Raw genomic sequence first — 19,493 nt, 5'->3', positions numbered from 1 at the left:
CGGTGCTTCGACAAGCTCAGCACGAACGGGGAGAGCGTCGGAACGAGGCTCAGGCCTGCCCGGCCGTCTCGCCCTGGGCGAGCTGCTCGGCCTGGGCCGCCTGCTGGAGGTAGAGCGCGCCGAAGTCGATCGGGTCGAGCATCAGCGGCGGGAAGCCGCCGTCGCGTACCGCCTCGGCGACGATGTGGCGCGCGAAGGGGAACAGGATGCGCGGCGCCTCGGCCAGCAGGAACGGCTGCATCTGATCGGCCGGCACGTTGCGCAGGCCGAACAGGCCCGCGTAGGAGAGGTCGACGACGAAGGCGACTTGGCCGTTCTCGGTCTCGGCGCGCGCCTCGATCTTGAGCATGACCTCGTAGACGTCCTCGCCGACCTGGGCCGAGCCGATGTTGAAGCTCACGTCGATCTTGGGCGCGCTCTGATTCTGGTAGATCGCCGGCGCGTTCGGATTCTCGAACGAGAGATCCTTGATATATTGCGACAGCACGCCCGCGACGGGGGCGGTGTCCGCACCATTGCCGAGCGTCTCGCCGATGCCGGCGTCCGTGCTCTCTTCGGCCATTTGTTACGTCCCTTCGTGGAAGATCGGCGCCGGCGGTCCGGCGCCTCGAAAAACAGGCGTGGCGACTAGCAGCCGCCGCGGGGCGAGACAATGGCACGGACCGTCCTATTTGAATGTCACGCAACGCTTGCCTATGTTGGGCGTTCGATGCTTTGGAGGCACGGTGCTTTTCTACGTCATTCTCCTCGCCATGGTCGCGGCGTTCCTTGCGCTCAGGCTCTATTCGGTCCTGGGCAAGCGCACGGGGCATGAGCAGACCCCGCTGAAGCCCGCCGAGGAGCGTCTGAGCGCGCCGCCGGTCGCGCGTACGATCGATGTGACGCCCGAGCACCGCGAGGCGGCGCCGCGCACGATCGAGAGCGGTGCCGAGAGCGGCCTGCGCGCGGTGGTCTCGGCCGATCCCGGCTTCGACGTCGCCCAGTTCATCGAGGGCGCGAAGGGCGCCTACCGCATGATCCTGGAAGCCTATTGGAAGGGCGATCGCGAGACGCTCAAGTGGCTGTGCGAGGATGAGGTTCGCGCCGAGTTCGTGCACGCGATCGACGAGCGCGAGGCGAAGGGCGAGGTGCTCGACAACCGCCTGGTCAGCATCGAGCGCGCCGCGATCACCGAGGCGCAGGTCGAAGGCCGCACCGCGCGGATCACCGTGCGATTCGATGCGGACGTCGCCGCCGTCACCCGCGACAAGGACGGCGCGGTGATCGCCGGTTCGCTGACCGACGCGATCGAGACGCACGAGTCGTGGACGTTCACCCGTACGCTGCGCAGCAGCGATCCCAACTGGAAGCTCGCCGACACCGATGAAGCCTGACCGCGGCTTGTCTGAGGCCGGGGGTTTCTTCTAGGACGTAGCTCAATTTCCTCTCCCATTGGGAGAGGGAGGGGCCCGCTCGGGCATAGCCCGAGTGGGAGGGTGAGGGTGACCACGCCGGCCGCAGTCACCCTCACCCTCCCGCCGCCTTCGGCGGCTCCTTCCCTCTCCCAAAGGGAGAGGGAATACGTGAGCGGGAGGGCGCATGTGCGTAGACTAGCTCTGTTCGGAGTCCTGGTGCTGCTCGGCGGCTGCGCGAGCGGGATCGTGCCGCCCGGCGAAGGTCCGGGCAGGGCGCCGCCAGCCGCACCCGGCGATCATCTGCCCGTGCGCCAGCCCACGCCCTCGACTCCGATGGCGGCCCAACCGGCCGCGCCCGCACCCGCCGATGCCGTGACCGCCGCTGCGGCCGGCGTCGTTGCCGGGCCGGCGATCGCGACATTGCCGATCGCGTCCGACGACGCCCAGCGAGCGCTGGCGGCGTTCCGCACCTCCTGCTCTGCGCTGACTCGGCGTGCCGATGCGTCGGGCCTCACCCGGCCGGAGGACTGGGCCGCGGCCTGCCAGGCGGCGGCGGGCACGTCCGACAGCGGCGCGCGCGACTTCTTCAATCGCTATTTCGAGGCGGTGCAGATTGCCGACGGCAAGGCATTCGCCACCGGCTATTACGAGCCCGAGATCGCCGGGTCGCGCACCCGCCGCCCCGGCTATGAGGTGCCGATCTACGCCCGGCCCAAGGACATCATAGAGGTCGATCTCGGCCTCTTCTCCGACACGCTCAAGGGCAAGCGCATCCGCGGGCGCGTGGATGGGCAGAAGCTGGTGCCCTATTACGAACGCGCGGAGATCGATCGCGGCGCGCTCGCCGGGCGTGGGCTCGAGATCGCCTGGGCGGCCGATCCGGTCGAGCTGTTCTTCCTCCAGGTCCAGGGCTCGGGGCGGCTGCGTCTGCCCGACGGCGGGGTGATGCGGATCGGCTACGACGGCCAGAACGGGCGCGACTATACCGGCATCGGTGCGCTGATGCGGCAGCGGGGGCTGCTCGGGCCCGGCGAAGCGTCGATGCAGGGGATCATGGCCTGGCTGCGCGCCCACCCCGAGGAGGGACGCGCGATCATGGAGGAGAACAAGAGCTGGGTGTTCTTCCGCGAGCTCACCGGCCCGGGACCGCTCGGTGCGCTGGGTGTACCGGTGACGGCGCAGGTGAGCGTCGCCGCCGATCCCAAGTTCGTGCCGCTGGGCGCCCCCGTATTCCTGTCGATGGACCGCGCCGACGCCAACGGCCTGTGGGTCGCGCAGGATACCGGCGGGGCGATCAAGGGCGCCAATCGGGTCGACACCTTCTGGGGCGCAGGGGCCGAGGCGCGCGCGATCGCCGGGGGCATGTCGGCGCGCGGCACCGCCTTCCTGCTGGTGCCGGTGGGCACGCTGGCGCGGCTCCAGGGAGGAGGCAGCGGTGGCGGAGCGCCGACTCAGCGCTGAGGAGGCGGCGCTGTGGCGGCGGGTGATGGCGAGCGTGCGGCCGCTCGGGCCGGTGCCGCCGCTGCCGGTCGCCGACGCTCCGGAGCCGGTCAAGCGTAAGCCGGCTGCGGCGGCGGGCAAGCCGCCGGTGCAGGTGCCCGTGCCGAAGCCGAAGCCATCGGCGCCCGGGACCACGCTCGACGCGAGCTGGGACCGGAAGCTGGCGCGAGGACTCGTCTCGCCCGATCGGACGGTCGACCTCCACGGCCATGGCCTCAACTCGGCCTATCTGCTGCTCGACCAGTCGCTCGACCGCGCGATCGCGGCGGGCGAGCGGCTGATCCTGCTCGTCACCGGCAAGCCGCCGCGGCCGGATTCCGAGCGGCCGCACGCGCGCGGCGCGATCCGCGCAGCGGTGGGCGACTGGCTCGCCGCCTCGCGCCATGCCGATCGCATCGCGGCGGTTCGCGGCGCGCATCCGCGGCACGGCGGGGCCGGCGCACTTTACATAGTGTTACGAAAGTCACGGCAAGTTTCTTAACCCTTCACCGCCATCATCGCCGCATGGGGACAGGGCGCAGAGCGCTCGACAGTGTAGGGCGAGCGTTACACGAGACGATGGAGAATTTCTCGCTCAAGAGCCGGGCGATCGCCTTTGCGATGTGCGCGGGCGCGGTGGTGTTCATCCTCGCGCTGATCGCCACGTCGGGCGGGCGAGCCGATCAGGAAAGCGCCGGCCGGGCGCTGGTCCCGGCGATCGTCTGCGCCGTGATGTGCTGGGCCTATGCCGAGCGGACGGTGAGCGTCACCGCCGCGGCGATCGACGCGGCGATCGCGCGACTTGCCAGAGCGGGCAACGGCGATCTCGAAAGCGAAATCCCTGGTGAGGTGAGCGAGCATGTACCGGCGCTCGCCGCCGCGATGGACGGGCTGTTCCGCCAGTTCCACAGCCAGATCGAGAACGTCCAGCAACTGGCGATGTTCGATCCGGTCACCGGTCTCGCCAATCGCACCAATTTCCGCCGGAGCGCCGAACATATCCTTGCCGGGCTCGAGCCGGGGGCGAGGGCGGCGATCTTCTTCATCGATCTCGACCGCTTCAAGGGCGTCAACGACACGCTCGGCCATGCCACCGGCGACCAATTGCTGGCGATGGTCGCCAACCGCTTGCGCGCCGTGGCCGAGCGGTTCGCGCCGCGCAACACGGCGCTGACGCCGCTGATCGGCCGCCTTGCCGGCGACGAGTTCACGATGTTCTTCCCGGCGCTCGCCAACGCCGGCGACGCCGACCGGATCGGGCGCGGCATCCTGTTCGCGCTGAGCGAACCGTTCGGCCTCGGCGACCAGGAAATCACGGTCGGCGCGTCGATCGGCATCGCGATGCGGCCGGATCACGGCACCACGCTCGCCGAGTTGATGCGTTCGGCCGACGCCGCCATGTATCATGCCAAGGGCTCGGGTCGCGGCCGTGCCGAGCATTTCACCGAGAGTCTCGCCAGCGAGATTGCCGACCGGGCGAAGCTCGAGGCCGACCTGCGCGATGCGATCGAGCGCAGCCAGTTCGCGTTGGTGTTCCAGCCCCAGATCGCGATGGGCGAGGGGCGGATCGTCGCCGCCGAGGCGTTGCTGCGCTGGCGCCATCCGTCGGGCGAGCTGCGGCTGCCGGGCAGCTTCCTGCGCCGCGCCGAGGAGACCGGGCTGATCGTCGAGATCGGCGAATGGGTGGTGGGCAGCGTCGCCGACACCATCGCCCGCTGGGGCGCGATCGGCATCGACGCGCGGCTGGCGGTCAACATCAGCGCACGGGAGCTCGACAACGCCACCTTCTTCCGCCGCCTGCGCGATGCGATGCGCGCGGCCAGGGCACCGGCCGGGCTGCTCGAGATCGAGCTGACCGAGACGCTGGCGATGCATTGCTCCGACGACGTGATCGACGCGATCAAGGCGCTGCGTGCCGATGGCGCGACGGTGGCGGTCGACGATTTCGGCACCGGCTATTCCAATCTGCCGCGGCTGCGCGACCTGCCGATCGACCGGGTCAAGCTCGACCGCAGCCTGACCGAGCAGGTCGCGCATCAGGCGAGCGCCCGCGCCATCGCCCAGGCGGTGATCAGCCTGGTCCATGGGCTCGGCTATGAAGTGGTCGCCGAGGGGATCGAGGACGATGCCCAGGCCAACGTGCTGCGCGTGCTCGGCTGCGACGTGATCCAGGGCTATGTGGTCGCGCCGCCGATGGACGAGGCAGCCTTCCTCGCCTGGGTTCAGGGGGACGACAGCGCCCGCTGGAGAATGTCGGCGTAGACCGCCGAGAGCGCGCGGAGGTCGGCGAGCGCGACCGCTTCGTCGAGCTTGTGCATCGTCGCGTTGACGAGGCCGAACTCGACCGTCGGGCATAGTTTCGAAAGGAAGCGTGCGTCGGAGGTGCCGCCGGTGGTGCTGAGTTCGGGCCGCACGCCCAGCTGCGCCTCGATCGCGTCGGAAACCATCGTCGAGAAGGCGCCGGGCTGCGTCAGAAACGCCTCGCCCGAGATCATCGCCCGCACGTCGGCCTCCGGTGCGTGGGAGTGGACGATGCTGCGGATCAGCTCGACCAGATCTTGCCCACGCTGCTGGTCGTTGAAGCGGATGCTGAGCCGGGCCGAGGCGGCGCCGGGGATGACGTTGGTCGCGGGATTGCCGACGGCGAGGTCGGTCGGCTCGATGTTTGACGGCTGGAACCATTCGCTGCCGTGGTCGAGCACCACCGCGTCGATCTCCGCCAAGGCGGCGACCAGCTTCGGGATCGGATTGTCGGCGAGATGAGGGTAGGCGACATGGCCCTGCCGCCCCGGCACGTCGATCCAGATGTTGACCGAGCCGCGCCGGCCGATCTTGACCGTGTCGCCGAGGCGCTGGGCGGACGTAGGCTCGCCGACCAGGCAGAGGTCGGGCGTCAGGCCGCGCTCGGCCATGCGATCGATCAGCGCGCGGGTGCCGTGGAGGGCGGGGCCTTCCTCATCGCCGGTGATGATCAGGCTGACGGTGCCCTCGGCCGGCGCGACGGCGACAGCGGCGACGAAGGCGGCGACGGCGCCCTTCATGTCGACCGCCCCGCGTCCGTAGAGCAGGTCGCCGCGGATCGCGCCCTCGAACGGGCCGCTGGTCCAGCCTTCGCCCGGCGGCACGACGTCGACATGGCCGGCGAAGGCGAAATGCTGCCCGCCCGAGCCGCGCACCGCGAGCAGGTTCTCGACCTCGCCGCCCGCCACGAACCGGTCGACCGCGAAGCCGAGCGGGACCAGCGCCGCTTCCAGCACGTCGAATACCGGCCCGCGCGCCGGCGTCACGCTTTCGCACTCGATCAGCGCCTTCGCCAGCGCTACGACATCCACCGCATCTCTCGTCATCGGAGGCGGCATTGCCCAAGCTCGATCTCGACGCAATCCCGCAGACCAATCGCACCGGCTATCCGGCGCCGTTCGACCGGCCGGTGCAGGGGCGCTGGTATCGCCGGCTCTCGCCCGCATCGGGGCTGACCAGATTCGGCGTCAGCCACGTCACGCTGAAGCCTGGCGCCTGGTCGTCGCAGCGCCACTGGCACGTCGGAGAGGACGAGTTCCTGGTGATGCTGGCGGGCGAGGCGGTGCTGGTCGACGATAGCGGCGAGACGATGCTGCGGCCGGGGGACTGCGTCTCGTTTCCGGCCGGCGAGCCGAACGGCCATCATCTCCAGAACCGCAGCGAGGCGGATTGCGTGTTCGTGGTGGTCGGCGCCGGCGACGATCTCGGCGGTGACTATCCGGATATCGACATGCGGTTCACGCCGGAAGGCTATGTCCACAAGGACGGGACGCCGTATCCGGCGGAGCGGATCAAGTGATCACGCCGGCGTCTGCTCGAACTGCTCGAGCACCCATTCCTCCTCCTGCGCTGCGGCGATCCAGTCCTGCATGAAGGGGTGCTGGAGCACCGCGTTCATGTACGCCGGAGCGAAGCGCGCGACGGGCAGCGAATAGGTGACGAGCCGCGTCACCACCGGCGCGAACATGATGTCGGCAGCGCCGAACTCACCGAACAGGAACTGGCCGTCTCCGCCGAAGCGGGCGCGCGCCTGTGCCCACAGCTCCATGATCCGCTGGAGATCGGCGAGCACGTCGTCGTCGGGCTGCTGCGCGGGATAGACCTGGCGGATGTTCATGCTGTGCTTGCGGCGCAGCGCCGCGAAGCTTGAATGCATCTCCGCCGCCATCGACCGCGCCATCGCGCGCGCCGCAGGGTCGGCCGGCCAGAATTTGTCGCCGCCCGACGCCTCGTTCAGATATTCGACGATGGCGAGGCTGTCCCACACCACCACATCGCCGTCCCACAGGATCGGCACCTTGCCGGACGACGGCGCGAACTCGTCGCCCTCGCGCCGCTTCTCCCACGCATCGTCGTAGAGGGGGACCACCATCTCCTCGAACGGCAGGCCGGATTGCTTGCAGGCGAGCCAGCCGCGCAGCGACCAGGACGAATAGGCCTTGTTGCCGATGATGAGCTTCATGGGTGCGTCCTAGCCGCGATCGTCCGGCCGAGTCGAGGGTGACGAGGCCGCTTGCCAAGCCTCCGCGACAAAGGCAGCATCGGGGCGGGGCAAAGATGTGACTCAGGGGGAATGGGGGATGCGACGTCGGCTTGCCGGCCTGGTTTTGGCCGCGGGTTTCATGTGCGCGAGCGCGATCGGGGCGGAATCGCCGCCGAAGCCGCAGCCGCTCGATGTCGCGGCGTTCGCGGAAGTGCCGGCGCTCGAGGGCCCCGAGCTGTCGCCGAACGGCAAGATGCTGGCAGCCAAGATCGCGGTTCAGGGCACGCAATATTTCACGATCCTGCCGCTCGACGGCGGCAAGCCGCGCTATGTCGCGCTCGGCGACAACGACCTCAACTGGTGGCGATGGGTCAACGACGACTGGCTGATCCTCGGCGTCGGCCAGCAGGTGCCGGTCGAGGGCGATGACTGGTACGTCCGGCGCGCCGTCAGCGTCAGCGCCGTCGACGGCAAGCTGGTCCGGCTTGCCACCCGCGACGCGGGGCAGAATGCCGACGACGTCCTCTGGGTGGCGAATGACGGCAGCCCGCGCATCCTGATGGCGTCGCAGACGTCGATCTACACCAACGACCCGGGCTTCTGGCCCGGCGTCGACGAAATCAACGTGAGCAATGGTCGGCGCAAGTCCGTGCTCGCGGGGCGCAGCGGTGTGTTCAACTGGTATGCCGATGGCGCCGGCACGATCCGGATGGGAATCGGTCGGTCCGACGACGGCCGTTCGCGGCGCGTGCTCTACCGGCCCGATGCGCACAGCTCCTTCCGGACGATCGACAAGGCCGGGAGGGGAGACGACGACCTGCTCGTCCCGTCGCTGTTCCTGAAGGATCCGAACAAGGCGGTAATGATCTCGGATGACGATGAGGGTTATTCGGCCCTGTACGAGCTCGACCTCCAAACGCTCGAGCGGGGCAAGCAGCTCGTCTCGTCCAAGGGCTATGACCTCGGCGGGCTTATCACCGATCAGGATGGCTTCGGCTATATCGGCTATTATGTGAACGAGGACCGGCCGGGAATCCGCTGGACCGATCCGGCGTTGGAAGCGCTGGAGAAGACGGTGGCCTCGAAGATCAAGGGGGGCTCGCCACGTATCGTCTCGCTGAGCCGCGACCGTTCGGTCGCCATCGTTCATGTCGGAAGCGCCGACGCGCCGGGTGCCTATTTCATCTATCGGGCAGCCGAGGACACGATGGACCTGCTCCAGCTGAACAACAGCGCGATCCGGATGAAGCACATGCATCCGGTACGCACGATCCGCTACAAGGCGCGGGATGGGCTGGAGATCGCGGCGGTGCTGACGCTGCCCAAGGGGAAGAGCGCGAACCTGCCGCTGATCGTCATGCCCCACGGCGGCCCCCGCGCGCGCGACAGCGAGGAATGGGACTGGTGGGCGCAGTTCCTCGCCGACCGCGGCTATGCCGTGATCCAGCCCAACTACCGCGGATCGACCGGCTACGGCACGTCGTTCATGAGGAAGGGCGAGGGCCAATGGGGCCTGGCGATGCAGGACGACCTCAACGACGCCGTCACCGCGCTGGCGGCGCAGGGGATCGCCGACCCCAAGCGCGTGTGCATGGTCGGCGCCTCCTATGGCGGCTATGCGGCGCTGCGTGCGGCGGAGCGCGACGGCAGGCTCTACCGCTGCGCGGTGTCCTATGCGGGCGTGTCGGACCTCACGCGCTGGATGCGGCAGGACAGCAACAGCCTCTGGTCCGGCGCGAAGCGGGACTGGGTCCGCACGCAGGCGCCGGACCTCAAGGGCGTGTCGCCGGTCAATGATCCGGAGGGCTTCTCGATTCCGGTGCTGATCGTGCACGGGAAGAAGGACCAGACCGTTCCGGTGGTCCACTCGCGCGTCATGGCGCAGAAGCTCAAGGCTGCGGGCAAGGACGCGATCTACATCGAGCAGCCGCTCGCCGACCATCATTTCACGCGGAGCGAGGACCGGCTGGAGTTCCTGAAGGCGCTGGAGAGCTTTCTGGCCAAGCACAATCCGGCATAGTGGAAGGCTATCTGATCGGCGTGACCTGCACGTAGACCACCTGCCACCGCCCATCGATGCGGCGGAAGGTGTCGGCGTAGCGGAAACGTTCCTCGAACGGCTTGCCGCTCTCGGTGCCGCGGATGATGCCTTCGCCGCCGACGATGCCGGCGTCGGCGCCGAGCGGCACGTACATCGGGTCGCGGATCACGAACGGCTCGAAGGTGACGTTCGGATCGGTGAAGCCGGCGATGAACTCGTTGCGGTCGGTGAACTTGCCCGAGCCGCGCACGAACTTGAAATCTCTGGCGAGGAAGCGGTCGAGCGCGGCCTTGTCCTTGTGGAGCTGGGCGTCGTCGAATGCCCGGGATGCTGCCTTGATCTCGGCCTCGGCGTCTCCGGCCGCCAGTGCCGGCGCGCCGGCGGCGAGCGCCAGCGCGAACATGAGCTTCAGCATTGCCCTCTCCCTGTCTAGCTGACCGCTTCTAGCACGGCGGCGCGCAGCTCGGCGATGCCCAGGCCCTTCTCGCTCGAGGTGGCGATGATCTCGGGATGCGCGGCGGGGCGCTTGCGCGCCTCCTCGGCGGTGCGCTCGGCGACGGCGGCGAGCTCGCTCGCCTTGATCTTGTCGGCCTTGGTGAGGACGAGGCGATAGCTGACCGCGGCGGCATCGAGCATGTCCATCACCTCGCGGTCGACCGGCTTGATGCCGTGGCGCGAGTCGATCAGCACCAGCGCGCGCTTCAACGTGCTGCGGCCGCGCAGGAAGTCGTTGACCAGGAATCGCCATTTCTTGACGATATCCTTGGGCGCCTCCGCGAAGCCGTAGCCGGGCATGTCGACCAGACGGAAGCGCAGCGGCTCGCCCACGTCGAAGAAGTTCAGCTCCTGCGTCCGTCCGGGCGTGTTCGACGTGCGCGCGAGGCCGTTGCGGTTGGTGAGCGCGTTGAGTAGCGACGACTTGCCGACATTCGAGCGGCCCGCGAACGCGACCTCGGGAACGTCGGCCTCCGGCAGATGCTGGAGCGCCGGCGCCGATTTGAGGAACGCGACCGGACCGGCGAAGGTCTTGCGCGCAGCTTCGATGAGATCGGCGTCGAACTCCTCAGCCATGATGTTCCGCGATCATCACTTCGCCGGTGCCGTCTTGAGCTGCGGGTGCTGGCGGTAGAGCACCCATTGCTGCAGCATCGTCAGGCAGTTGGACGTGATCCAGTAGACCTGCAGGCCGACCGCGAACGGCGCCATCAGGAACATCATCATCCACGGCATGATCGCGAACACCTGCTTCTGCACTTCGTCCATCGGCGCCGGGTTCAGCTTGAACTGGAAGTACATCGAGATGCCGAGCAGGATCGGCACCACGCCGATCGCCAGGAAGTGCGGCGGGGTGAAGGCGAGCAGGCCGAACAGGTTGACCGGCGTCAGCGGATCGGGCGCCGACAGGTCCTTGATCCAGGCGACGAACGGCTGGTGCCGCATCTCGATCGTCAGGATCAGCACCTTGTAGAGCGCGAACATGATCGGGATCTGGAGGAGCGTCGGGGCGCAGCCGGCCAGCGGATTCACCTTCTCGTCGCGGTAGAGCTTCATCATCTCCTGCTGGAGGCGCGGCTTGTCGTCCTTGTGACGCTCCTGCAGCGCCTTCATCTTCGGCTGGATCGCGCGCATCGACGCCATCGAGGCGAACTGGCGTTGCGCGATCGGGAACAGCAGCGCGCGGATGGTGAGGGTCAAGAGGATGATCGCGACGCCGAAGTTGCCGACGGCGCGGAACAGCCAGTCGAGATAGTAGAACATCGGCTTCTCGATCACCGCGAACCAGCCCCAGTCGATCGCGCGGTCGAACTGGACGATGCCGGACTGCTCATAGGCCTCCAGCGTCTTCACCTCCTTGGCGCCGGCGAAGAAGCGCGAGGTCTGGGTGATCGCCTTGCCGGGCGCGACATCGGCCGAATCGCGCACCGCGAAATCGGCCTGGTAGCCGCCGTTCGGCGCCGAGCGGAGCTGGATGTCGACCGGCGTCTTCTGGTCGGGCACCAGCGCCGCCAGCCAATAATGATCGGTGAAGCCGGCCCAGCCGCCGGTGGTGGTGTATTGCGACGGCGCCTTGTCGACCTCCTTCCAGTCGACATAGTCGGCGCTGCCGTTCCGCACCGCCATCGGGCCGACGTGCGCGACCCACTGATCGACGTCGGCCGAACGCGAGCTGCGGCTGAGATAGCCGTAGGGCGCGACGGCGATCGTGCCGGCGCCGCCGTTCAGCACCGACTGCTTGGCGATGAACATATATTGGTCGTCGACGGCGAGCTCGATGCGGAAGCGCTGGCCCTGGCCGTTGTCGGCCTCCAGCGTCACCGGCTTGCCCGGCGCGAGCAGGTCGCCCGAGGCGTGCCATACGGTATTGGCGTCGGGCACCTTGAGGCCGGCGCTGCCGCGCCAGCCGAAACCGGCGAAATAGGCCCCCTGCGCGCCGGAGGGGGAGAGGAGGCGGATCGGCGGTGAGTTCTTGGCGATCGTCTCCTTGTAGGTCTTGAGCACCAGATCGTCGAAGCGCGCGCCCTTGAGGTTGATCGAGCCGCTGAGCGTCGGGGTGTCGATCCGCACGCGCGGCGCCTCGCGCAGCACCGTCTGGCGGTCGCGCAGCGCCGTCGCGCTGTCGGCGGCCGGGGTTGCGCCGGGCTGGGTCACCACCTTGGTCTTGCCGCCCTCGATCTTGGTGACCGGGGGATTGCTGGGGAAGAAGCGGCTCGTGACCCACGGCCAGGCGAACAGCAGCAGCGCCGCGATCACCGCGAACAGGACGAAATTCTTCTGGTCTTCCTTCACGTCAGTCCCCGAAAAAACCTAGTTCACGGCACCGGATCGTAGCCGTGCCCGCCCCATGGATGGCAGCGCGCGATGCGCCGTGCGGCCAGCCAGCCGCCTTTCACAGCGCCATAGCGGCGAAGCGCCTCGATTGCATAGGCCGAACAGCTCGGCTGATAACGGCACGACGGCGGCAGAATCAGCGAGGGGCCCAGCTGCCAGGCGCGTGCGATGAGGATGAGGAGGCGGGCGATCATGCCGACCTTCTCCCGTCACCCCGGCCTTGTGCCGGGGTCCACCGTGCCGCCGGTGCAGGGCGGGAGGCGAGAGCGATGTGCTCGCCGCACGGTGGATGCCGGAACAAGTCCGGCATGACGAAGATGTGAATCATACCCGCCGCACCTTGGTCAGCGCCTTGGCGAGCTCGGCCTTGAGCGCGTCGAAGTCGCGTTCGATGCCGGATGGGCGGCCGATCAGGACATGGTCCGCCCCAGGCAGGCCGCTGTCCGGCAGCACCGCGCGCGCAAGTTCGCGGAAGCGGCGCTTCATGCGGTTGCGCACCACCGCGTTACCGACCTTCTTGGATACGGTGATGCCGACGCGAATCGCCGGATCGCCGTCGGCGCGGTCGCGCACGAGCAGGACGAAGCCGGGCATGGGCGCCCGGCGTCCGCTGTTGGCCGCGAGATAGTCCGCCCGGCGCGTCATCCGCGCCAGCGTGCCGGCGCTTACGCCGACAGCGTCTTGCGGCCGCGGGCGCGACGGGCGCGGATCACCTTGCGGCCGCCCGGCGTCGCCATCCGCGCGCGGAAGCCGTGCCGGCGCGCACGCACCAGATTGCTCGGCTGAAAGGTCCGCTTCATCGGTCATTCCCTGGTATCTAGAATTAAAAAGGCCGCCACAGGGGACGGCCCGAACGAACCGCGCCTTATCGGGGGTGAGAGCCAAAGTCAACGGATGTGACCGCCGTGTTGCACGGGCAGGCATGTGGCGACGGTGTATCGCCGATACAAGACACCGGAACCGCGATCGTTGCGCAGGCGTTCGCATATGCATGGATGAGCCCGAGCTCGATATCCCTGCGGTGCGCCGCAGCCAGATTTCGTGGAAGGCGCTGTTGGACCGCGAGGGCTGCCTCCAACTCCCCGCCGCGCACGACGCGCTCACGGCCAAGCTGATCGAGCGGGCCGGCTTTCCTGCCTATCAGGTCGGCGGCTTCGCGCTGGTCGGCACGCGCTACGGCCGGCCTGACGTCGACCTCGAGCATTTCGGCGAGAAGAACCGCGCGGTGCAGGACATCATCGATGGCTGCGCGCTGCCGGTGCTGGTCGATTGCGACGACGGCTACGGCGACGCCAAGAACGTGACGCGCACCGTGCGCGGCTATGAGGCGCTAGGCGCCGCGGCGCTGTTCATCGAGGACCAGACCGCGCCCAAGCGCTGCGGCCATATGGCAGGCAAGACGGTTGTGCCGGTCGAGCAGATGGTCGGCAAGATCCGCGCTGCCGTGGCCGCGCGGCAGGAGCGGGACACCTTCATCCTCGCCCGCACCGACGCGATCGAGCCGGAGGGCGTCGACAGCGCCTTGCGGCGGGCCGATGCCTATCTCCAGGCGGGGGCTGACGGCGTCTATGTCGAGGGGCCGCGCAACCGTGCCGAGCTGGAGCAGATCGGACGCGCACTGGGCGGCGTGCCGCTCGCCACCAGCGTGCTCGAGCGCGGCGGGGTGACGCCGTGGCTGTCGCCGGGCGAGTTCAAGGCATTGGGGTACAGCATGATCCTCTACCCGACGACCCTGCTGTTCCGCCTGGTGCGCGCGATCGAGCGCGGCCTCGACGACCTGCGCGCCGGCGGGCCGCTGGACGAGACCGACAGCATCGACTTCGCGCGGTTCGAGGACCTGGCCGACCTCGAGAAATGGGGCGCGATCGAGGACCGCTACACGCCGAAGCAGGGCTGATCACGGTCTGTTCCCAAGCACGGGAAAGCCGCTATGAGTGCATCCGGGGCAGGGGGAAGCATTCATGGTCGCGAGCGTCTCGACGGTGGCGTATCTCGGGCTGGAGGCGCGGAGCGTCGAGGTGCAGTGCACGCTCGTCGCCGGGCTGCCGGCCTTCGTGGTGGTGGGCCTGCCCGACAAGGCGGTGGCGGAGAGCCGGGAGCGGGTGCGCGGCGCGATCGCGGCGCTGGGGCTGTCGCTGCCGCCGAAGCGCATCACCGTGAATCTGTCGCCGGCCGATCTTCCCAAGGAAGGATCGCATTTCGACCTGCCGATCGCGCTGGCGCTGCTCGCGGCGATGGGCGTGGTCGATGCCGAGGCGCTGGCGGATCATGTCTGCGTGGGCGAGCTCGGGCTCGACGGGCGGATCACCGCCTCGCCGGGCGTGCTGCTGGCGGCGCTCCATGCGAGCACGGAAGGAAAGGGGTTGATCTGCCCCGCGGCGCAGGGTTCGGAAGCGGCATGGGCGGGATCGGTCGGGGTGCTCGCCGCCGCCGACCTGATCGGCCTGCTCAATCATCTGAAGGGGCAGCAGCTGCTCTCCCCGCCGGTGCCGGGAGAGGTCGAGGAGCCGGCTATCGGCCCAGACCTTCGCCAAGTGAAGGGACAGGAGACGGCGAAGCGCGCGCTGGAGATCGCCGCGGCGGGCGGGCACAACCTGCTGATGGTGGGTCCGCCTGGCGCGGGCAAGTCGCTGATGGCGTCGTGCCTGCCGGGCATCCTGCCGCCGCTCGACGCCGCCGAGGCGCTGGAGGCGTCGATGGTGCAGTCGGTGGCCGGGACGCTCTCCGGCGGCCGGCTCACCCGTGCGCGGCCGTTCCGCGCGCCGCATCATTCGGCGTCGATGGCGGCGCTGACCGGCGGCGGACTCAGGGTCAAGCCAGGGGAGGTGAGCCTCGCCCATCTCGGCGTGCTGTTCCTCGACGAGCTACCCGAGTTCCAGCGCGCGGTACTCGATTCGCTGCGCCAGCCGCTGGAGACCGGCACGGTCAGCGTCGCGCGGGCGAACGCGCACGTCACCTTTCCGGCGCGGGTGCAGCTCGTCGCGGCGATGAACCCGTGCCGTTGCGGCCATCTCGGCGATCCGGCGCTAGCGTGCGCACGGGCGCCGAGATGCGCGGCTGATTATCAGGCGAAGGTGTCGGGGCCGCTGCTCGACCGCATCGACCTCCATGTCGAGGTCGCGGCGGTGAGCGCCGCCGATCTCGTCCTGCCGCCCCCGGCTGAGGGCTCGGCGGAGGTGGCGGCGCGCGTCGCCGAGGCGCGGTCAGTGCAGAGCGAACGCTATCGCGGCGAGGCGATCCGGACCAATGCCGAGGCGGAGGGCAAGCTGCTCGAAGCCCATGCGACGCCCGATGAGCCGGGACGCCAGCTGCTCGCGCAGGCGGCCGCGGCGATGCGGCTGTCGGCGCGAGGCTATACCCGCGTGCTCCGCGTCGCCCGCACCATCGCCGACCTCGCGGGAGCGGAGACGATCGGGCGGGTCCATGTCGCCGAGGCGCTCAGCTATCGCCGGCAGGCGCCGCGCAGCTGAACCTCCGGCGCCTCCCCGCGTTTGAGCGAACGAAACGGGAGAGGAACGATGGCGACGGTTCCCGAGGCGACCGACCAGCGCCAGGTGCTGCTGCGCTACACCAGCGGTGCGATCGCGCTCCACTGGCTGACGGTGGTGCTGGTGCTGGCGCAGATCTATGTCGGCTTCACCTTCGCCGACATGCCGCGCGGTCCGGCGCGGGGCGAATGGTTCACCTGGCACAAGACCATCGGCGCGACGATACTGGTGCTGAGCCTGGTCCGCCTGGCCTGGCGCCTTGCCCACAAGCCGCCGCCTTTTCCCGAAAGCCTGCCGCGTTGGGAGCGGATTGCGGCAGTGTGGAACCACCGGATCTTCTATTTCATGCTGATCGCGCTGCCGCTGACCGGCCTTGCCACCATCTCGGCGGGCGAATCGGGCGTGACGAAGCTTGCGGGCGGCATCCCGCTGCCGCTCATCCCCGGATTGCCCGAGGCGGCCGGCGACACCTTCGGCAGCGTGCACGAGGTGCTGGTGTTCACCACCATCGCGCTGGTCGTCCTCCACCTCGCCGCCGCGCTCAAACATCAGTTCGTCGATCGGGCGCGGGTGGCGGGCCGGATGCCGCCGTTCCAGGCGCCCGGCGGCGAACGGGCCGAAGTTCCGGATCGGTGACCGGCGAATAGCGACGGACCGAGTCTCGCTTCGTCGCAACTGTCTTTTTCCTGCCATCTAGTCCCGCTAGCGCACTGCGAACCAGTCGCAAGAAGCGACGGAGAGCAAAGGGGTGAGAAGGATGTCACATGTGCGCCATGCCTGTCCCCCGTACCCGTTCCGCCGCTTTCCTGGTCGTTGAGGCCGCGCGCTGCTGGCGCGCCGTCCGCGATGCCTGTGCGCCTGTCCAACCGGCGCTCTTCGCGCGGCTCCAGCCGTTCGGGCTGGGCATCCTCGCGCCGGTGTTCGACAGCCTGATGGCGCTGTTCGAGGCGCGGTTCGGACGGCGGTTCCGTACCGGCGACGCCGGGACGTCGAACCTGAGCGAGGATGAGGTTCAGCTGATCGAGCTGCTCGCCGGCGAGGTGCCGGTCGATATCGGCGATGCCGCCGCGTCCGCGCCGATCCATGTCGCGCTACGGTCCACCCGGATCATGCTCGCGCTGGCCGAGGCGGACCCCGGTGCGCACGATCGTCCGATCTTCTTCACCGTATCGGAAACTCAGACAACCCGCCCCGACGTCGTGACGGCGGGGACGCCGATCACCGGCTCATAGGGTTCAGCGGAACAGCGACAGCGGGATGGCGTCGGCCATCGCCTTGTATCCTGCAGGACCCGGGTGGAGATGGTCGCCCGAATCATAGGCGGGCAGCATCCGGGTGGGTTTGTCCGGATCACGCAGCACGGCGTCGAAGTCGATCACCGCGTCAAAATTGCCGGGCGCGCGGATCCAGGCATTGATCGCCTGGCGGTCTGCCTCGTTGGCGGCGTCTGGGTGGTAATAGTCCGATCCGCCATAGGGAGTGATCGTCGCGCCGATCGCCTTGATGCCGTGGGCGCGTGCGCGGGCGACGATCTGGCGATAGGCGCCGATCAGGCGGCGGACGAGGTCGGCATGCGCCTCTGCGCTGACGGGCGCGTCGCGGGTGAGCGTGCCGAGATCGTTCACACCCTCCAGCACGATCAAGTAGCGCACGCCGCTCATCGCCAGCACGTCGCGGTCGAAGCGGGCGAGGGCGTTGGGGCCGAGCCCATCGAGCAGCAGCCGGTTGCCGCCGATGCCGTGGTTGAGCACCGAGACCATGCGGGTTCTCGGGTCCGCCTGGAGCCGCTCGGCGAGGCGATCGGGCCAGCGCTCGTCACGGTTGTCGCGGACGCCGTGCCCGTCGGTGATCGAATCGCCGAGCGTCACGATCGCGCGGCCCGTGCCGCGGACGTCGATCGCGGCGAGCTGATACCAGTGGGTGACGGTCTTCGCGCGCGGCAGGTCCGGGTCGCTCACATGGTTGCCGTGCACCAGATAGGAGGTGGCACGCGAGCCCGGATGGCTGGTCTGGCGTGCGGGCGCGGCCGGCAGGTGGATCGAGACCGCCAGGCTCGACAGCGGCGGTACGTCGATCGCGACGGGGTCGGACCAATAGGCTGCACCCGCCGGGATCGTGACGTGCGGCGCGCCGTCGAAGGTTAGCGCCTGCCCGCGCCCGATCCGCGCGCTGCCCGCCGTGCCGAGCGCGACATGCGCGGCGTCGACCACCAGCGGCTCGGTGCCGAAGGCATTGGAGAGCAGCACGCGCACCGATCGGCCGCCGGTGCTGAGGCGGACGACCTGGCGCAGCGTCGTGTCGGTAAGGTCGGCATCGGGCAGCGCGTTGTGTTCCTCCGGGACCTGTTGCGATGCGGCCCAGCTTCCGAGCCATGCGGGCGGCGACTCCGCCGGTGCCGCGCCGGTCCACAGCATCGCGATGCCGGCGAGCGCCGCCAGCCATGTCGAGCGCAGTCGCGTCATGTCGTCGGTTCCTCCACGGGCGCGAACTTGGTGACCGGGGCGTAGCTGGGGTTGATCGCGTGCACGACCGCGAGCGCGAGCAGATAGGCGATGCCGCAGAACAGGAAGATCGGCGTGTAGCTGCCGACCGTCTGCAGCACCCAGCCGGCATAGGTCGACATCAGCATCCCGCCCGCCGCGCCGGCGAAGCCGCCGAGCCCGACGATCGAGCCCTGCGCCCAGCGCGGGTAGAGGTCGGACGGCATCGAGAACAGGTTGGACGAGAAGCCCTGGTGCCCGGCGCAGGCGAGCCCGATCAGCAGCACCGCGATCCAGGCGCTCGGCGCATAGGCCGCGAAGGCGACCGGCACGACGATGAGCGCGCAGCCGAGCATCGCCAGCTTGCGCGCGCGGTTGGCGCTGACGCCCCGTGCCAGCATCCGCGACGACGCCCAGCCGCCGAGGATCGAGCCGATGTCGGCGATGACGTAGATCGCGATCAGCGGCGGGCCATAGCCCTTGAGGTCGATGGCATAGCGCCGGCTCAGGAAGTCCGGCAGCCAGAACAGGAACATCCACCAGACCGGATCGATCAGGAAGCGCCCTGACATGTACGCCCAGGCCTGGCGGGTGGCGAGCAGGCGGCGCCACGGCACCGGCTGCTGCACGATCGGCGGGTCCGATTCGATATAGGCGACCTCGGCCTCGGTGATCCGCGGATGCTCGCGCGGGCGGCGGTAGTAGATCACCCAGGCGGCGATCCACACGAGGTTGAGCAGTCCCGTGCCCCAGAAGGCGCTTTCCCAGCCGAGCCAGAGGGTGAGGGCGGGCACGATCAGCGGCGTGACGATCGCGCCGACATTGGCGCCGGCGTTGAAGATGCCGATCGCCAGCGCGCGCTCGCGCTGCGGGAACCATTCGGATGCGGCGGCGAGCGCGGCGGGGTAGGTGCCGGACTCGCCGATCGCGAGCGGAATGCGCGCGATCGCGAAGCCGAGCGTCGAGGTGACCAGCGCCTGCGCCATATGCGCGACGGTCCAGGTGCCCATCGCGATCAGATAGCCTGCCTTGGCGCCGACGCGGTCGATCAGCCGGCCGAAGAACAGGAAGCCGATGCCGTAGGCGGCCTGGAAGGCGACGTTGACGTAGCCGTAGCCGGTCTCGCTCCAGCCGTACTCGGCCTGGAGCATGGGCTTGAGCACCGGCAGCACCAGCCGGTCGACGTAGCTCAGCACCACCGCCGCGAACAGCAGGATGCAGATCGTCCAGCGGATGTAGCCGACCGGACGGGGCCGCGATGCGGCGGAGGACGCCACG

Annotated in this window: 21 protein-coding genes; 10 read left to right on the top strand and 11 right to left on the bottom strand. The window is 69.1% G+C overall.

Going from position 1 to position 19,493, the window contains the following annotated elements; translation table 11 throughout:
* Nucleotides 1-49 precede the first annotated feature (49 nt).
* Nucleotides 50-562, bottom strand: coding sequence for a protein-export chaperone SecB (gene secB, locus LZK98_RS15175; protein ID WP_233783278.1), 513 nt, complete (start codon nucleotides 560-562; stop codon nucleotides 50-52).
* A 190-nt stretch (nucleotides 563-752) separates the two neighbouring features.
* Between secB and LZK98_RS15170 the strand changes: the two genes are divergently transcribed.
* From LZK98_RS15170 to LZK98_RS15155, 4 genes are all read left to right on the top strand, one after another.
* The gene (locus LZK98_RS15170; RefSeq protein ID WP_233786609.1) at nucleotides 753-1,373 is read left to right on the top strand and encodes a Tim44/TimA family putative adaptor protein; all 621 of its coding nucleotides are present in this window, start codon (nucleotides 753-755) and stop codon (nucleotides 1,371-1,373) included.
* Nucleotides 1,374-1,580: 207 nt separating this feature from the next.
* A complete protein-coding gene (mltA, locus tag LZK98_RS15165; RefSeq protein WP_319937503.1) occupies nucleotides 1,581-2,855 on the top strand; it encodes a murein transglycosylase A in 1,275 nt (424 codons plus the stop codon).
* 25 nt (nucleotides 2,856-2,880) lie between these two features.
* On the top strand, nucleotides 2,881-3,375 hold the full coding sequence (locus LZK98_RS15160; protein WP_406694216.1) for a Smr/MutS family protein: 495 nt from the start codon (nucleotides 2,881-2,883) through the stop codon (nucleotides 3,373-3,375).
* Nucleotides 3,376-3,452: 77 nt separating this feature from the next.
* Nucleotides 3,453-5,135, top strand: a complete 1,683-nt coding sequence (locus tag LZK98_RS15155; protein WP_233783274.1) for a putative bifunctional diguanylate cyclase/phosphodiesterase — start codon at nucleotides 3,453-3,455, stop codon at nucleotides 5,133-5,135.
* Here LZK98_RS15155 and dapE read toward each other — a convergent pair.
* Complete coding sequence (dapE, locus tag LZK98_RS15150) at nucleotides 5,096-6,220, bottom strand: succinyl-diaminopimelate desuccinylase (RefSeq protein ID WP_233783273.1); 1,125 nt, start codon at nucleotides 6,218-6,220, stop codon at nucleotides 5,096-5,098. The genes LZK98_RS15155 and dapE overlap by 40 nt on opposite strands.
* Before the next feature lie 11 nt (nucleotides 6,221-6,231).
* On the opposite strand from dapE, the gene LZK98_RS15145 reads away from it, so the two are divergent.
* Nucleotides 6,232-6,693 (top strand): cupin domain-containing protein, encoded by a 462-nt coding sequence (locus tag LZK98_RS15145; protein ID WP_233783271.1) that lies wholly within the window; start codon nucleotides 6,232-6,234, stop codon nucleotides 6,691-6,693.
* On the opposite strand, the gene LZK98_RS15140 is transcribed toward LZK98_RS15145, so the two are convergent.
* On the bottom strand, nucleotides 6,694-7,356 hold the full coding sequence (locus tag LZK98_RS15140; RefSeq protein ID WP_233783269.1) for a glutathione S-transferase family protein: 663 nt from the start codon (nucleotides 7,354-7,356) through the stop codon (nucleotides 6,694-6,696).
* Between the two features lie 118 nt (nucleotides 7,357-7,474).
* On the opposite strand from LZK98_RS15140, the gene LZK98_RS15135 reads away from it, so the two are divergent.
* Nucleotides 7,475-9,397 (top strand): alpha/beta hydrolase family protein, encoded by a 1,923-nt coding sequence (locus LZK98_RS15135; RefSeq protein WP_233783267.1) that lies wholly within the window; start codon nucleotides 7,475-7,477, stop codon nucleotides 9,395-9,397.
* A 7-nt stretch (nucleotides 9,398-9,404) separates the two neighbouring features.
* Here the strand turns inward: LZK98_RS15135 and LZK98_RS15130 are convergent, their stop codons facing one another.
* The 6 genes from LZK98_RS15130 to rpmH all read right to left on the bottom strand — a co-directional run bounded on the left by LZK98_RS15130 (nucleotide 9,405) and on the right by rpmH (nucleotide 13,047).
* Nucleotides 9,405-9,833 (bottom strand): nuclear transport factor 2 family protein, encoded by a 429-nt coding sequence (locus LZK98_RS15130; RefSeq protein WP_233783265.1) that lies wholly within the window; start codon nucleotides 9,831-9,833, stop codon nucleotides 9,405-9,407.
* Between the two features lie 14 nt (nucleotides 9,834-9,847).
* Complete coding sequence (yihA, locus tag LZK98_RS15125; protein WP_233783263.1) at nucleotides 9,848-10,489, bottom strand: ribosome biogenesis GTP-binding protein YihA/YsxC; 642 nt, start codon at nucleotides 10,487-10,489, stop codon at nucleotides 9,848-9,850.
* A gap of 15 nt (nucleotides 10,490-10,504) precedes the next feature.
* Nucleotides 10,505-12,205: a membrane protein insertase YidC gene (gene yidC, locus LZK98_RS15120; protein ID WP_233783262.1), complete on the bottom strand. Its 1,701-nt coding sequence runs from the start codon at nucleotides 12,203-12,205 to the stop codon at nucleotides 10,505-10,507.
* A 23-nt stretch (nucleotides 12,206-12,228) separates the two neighbouring features.
* Nucleotides 12,229-12,441 carry a membrane protein insertion efficiency factor YidD gene (yidD, locus tag LZK98_RS15115; RefSeq protein ID WP_233783260.1) on the bottom strand — a complete coding sequence of 71 codons (213 nt, stop codon included), beginning with the start codon at nucleotides 12,439-12,441 and terminating at the stop codon, nucleotides 12,229-12,231.
* A 130-nt stretch (nucleotides 12,442-12,571) separates the two neighbouring features.
* Nucleotides 12,572-12,892 (bottom strand): ribonuclease P protein component, encoded by a 321-nt coding sequence (gene rnpA / locus LZK98_RS15110; protein WP_233783258.1) that lies wholly within the window; start codon nucleotides 12,890-12,892, stop codon nucleotides 12,572-12,574.
* 20 nt (nucleotides 12,893-12,912) lie between these two features.
* Entirely contained in the window at nucleotides 12,913-13,047 is a 135-nt protein-coding gene (gene rpmH / locus LZK98_RS15105; RefSeq protein WP_233783256.1) for a 50S ribosomal protein L34, read from the bottom strand.
* A 191-nt stretch (nucleotides 13,048-13,238) separates the two neighbouring features.
* On the opposite strand from rpmH, the gene LZK98_RS15100 reads away from it, so the two are divergent.
* The 4 genes from LZK98_RS15100 to LZK98_RS15085 all read left to right on the top strand — a co-directional run bounded on the left by LZK98_RS15100 (nucleotide 13,239) and on the right by LZK98_RS15085 (nucleotide 16,967).
* Nucleotides 13,239-14,144 (top strand): isocitrate lyase/PEP mutase family protein, encoded by a 906-nt coding sequence (locus tag LZK98_RS15100; protein WP_233783255.1) that lies wholly within the window; start codon nucleotides 13,239-13,241, stop codon nucleotides 14,142-14,144.
* 64 nt (nucleotides 14,145-14,208) lie between these two features.
* Nucleotides 14,209-15,717 carry a YifB family Mg chelatase-like AAA ATPase gene (locus tag LZK98_RS15095; protein ID WP_233783253.1) on the top strand — a complete coding sequence of 503 codons (1,509 nt, stop codon included), beginning with the start codon at nucleotides 14,209-14,211 and terminating at the stop codon, nucleotides 15,715-15,717.
* A 48-nt stretch (nucleotides 15,718-15,765) separates the two neighbouring features.
* Nucleotides 15,766-16,371 carry a cytochrome b gene (locus tag LZK98_RS15090; protein WP_233783251.1) on the top strand — a complete coding sequence of 202 codons (606 nt, stop codon included), beginning with the start codon at nucleotides 15,766-15,768 and terminating at the stop codon, nucleotides 16,369-16,371.
* 137 nt (nucleotides 16,372-16,508) lie between these two features.
* On the top strand, nucleotides 16,509-16,967 hold the full coding sequence (locus tag LZK98_RS15085) for a hypothetical protein (protein WP_233783249.1): 459 nt from the start codon (nucleotides 16,509-16,511) through the stop codon (nucleotides 16,965-16,967).
* Nucleotides 16,968-16,970: 3 nt separating this feature from the next.
* On the opposite strand, the gene LZK98_RS15080 is transcribed toward LZK98_RS15085, so the two are convergent.
* Together LZK98_RS15080 and LZK98_RS15075 are read right to left on the bottom strand one after the other, a co-directional pair.
* On the bottom strand, nucleotides 16,971-18,197 hold the full coding sequence (locus LZK98_RS15080; RefSeq protein ID WP_233783247.1) for an SGNH/GDSL hydrolase family protein: 1,227 nt from the start codon (nucleotides 18,195-18,197) through the stop codon (nucleotides 16,971-16,973).
* Nucleotides 18,194-19,492 (bottom strand): MFS transporter, encoded by a 1,299-nt coding sequence (locus LZK98_RS15075; RefSeq protein WP_233786607.1) that lies wholly within the window; start codon nucleotides 19,490-19,492, stop codon nucleotides 18,194-18,196. The genes LZK98_RS15080 and LZK98_RS15075 overlap by 4 nt, the downstream gene beginning before the upstream one ends.
* Nucleotide 19,493 lies beyond the last annotated feature (1 nt).

It is taken from the genome of Sphingomonas cannabina (genome assembly GCF_021391395.1).
In the GTDB taxonomy this organism is placed as follows: domain Bacteria; phylum Pseudomonadota; class Alphaproteobacteria; order Sphingomonadales; family Sphingomonadaceae; genus Sphingomonas; species Sphingomonas cannabina.
Note: the sequence above shows the minus strand (reverse complement) of the source record. Positions and strands in the feature narration are given on the sequence as shown.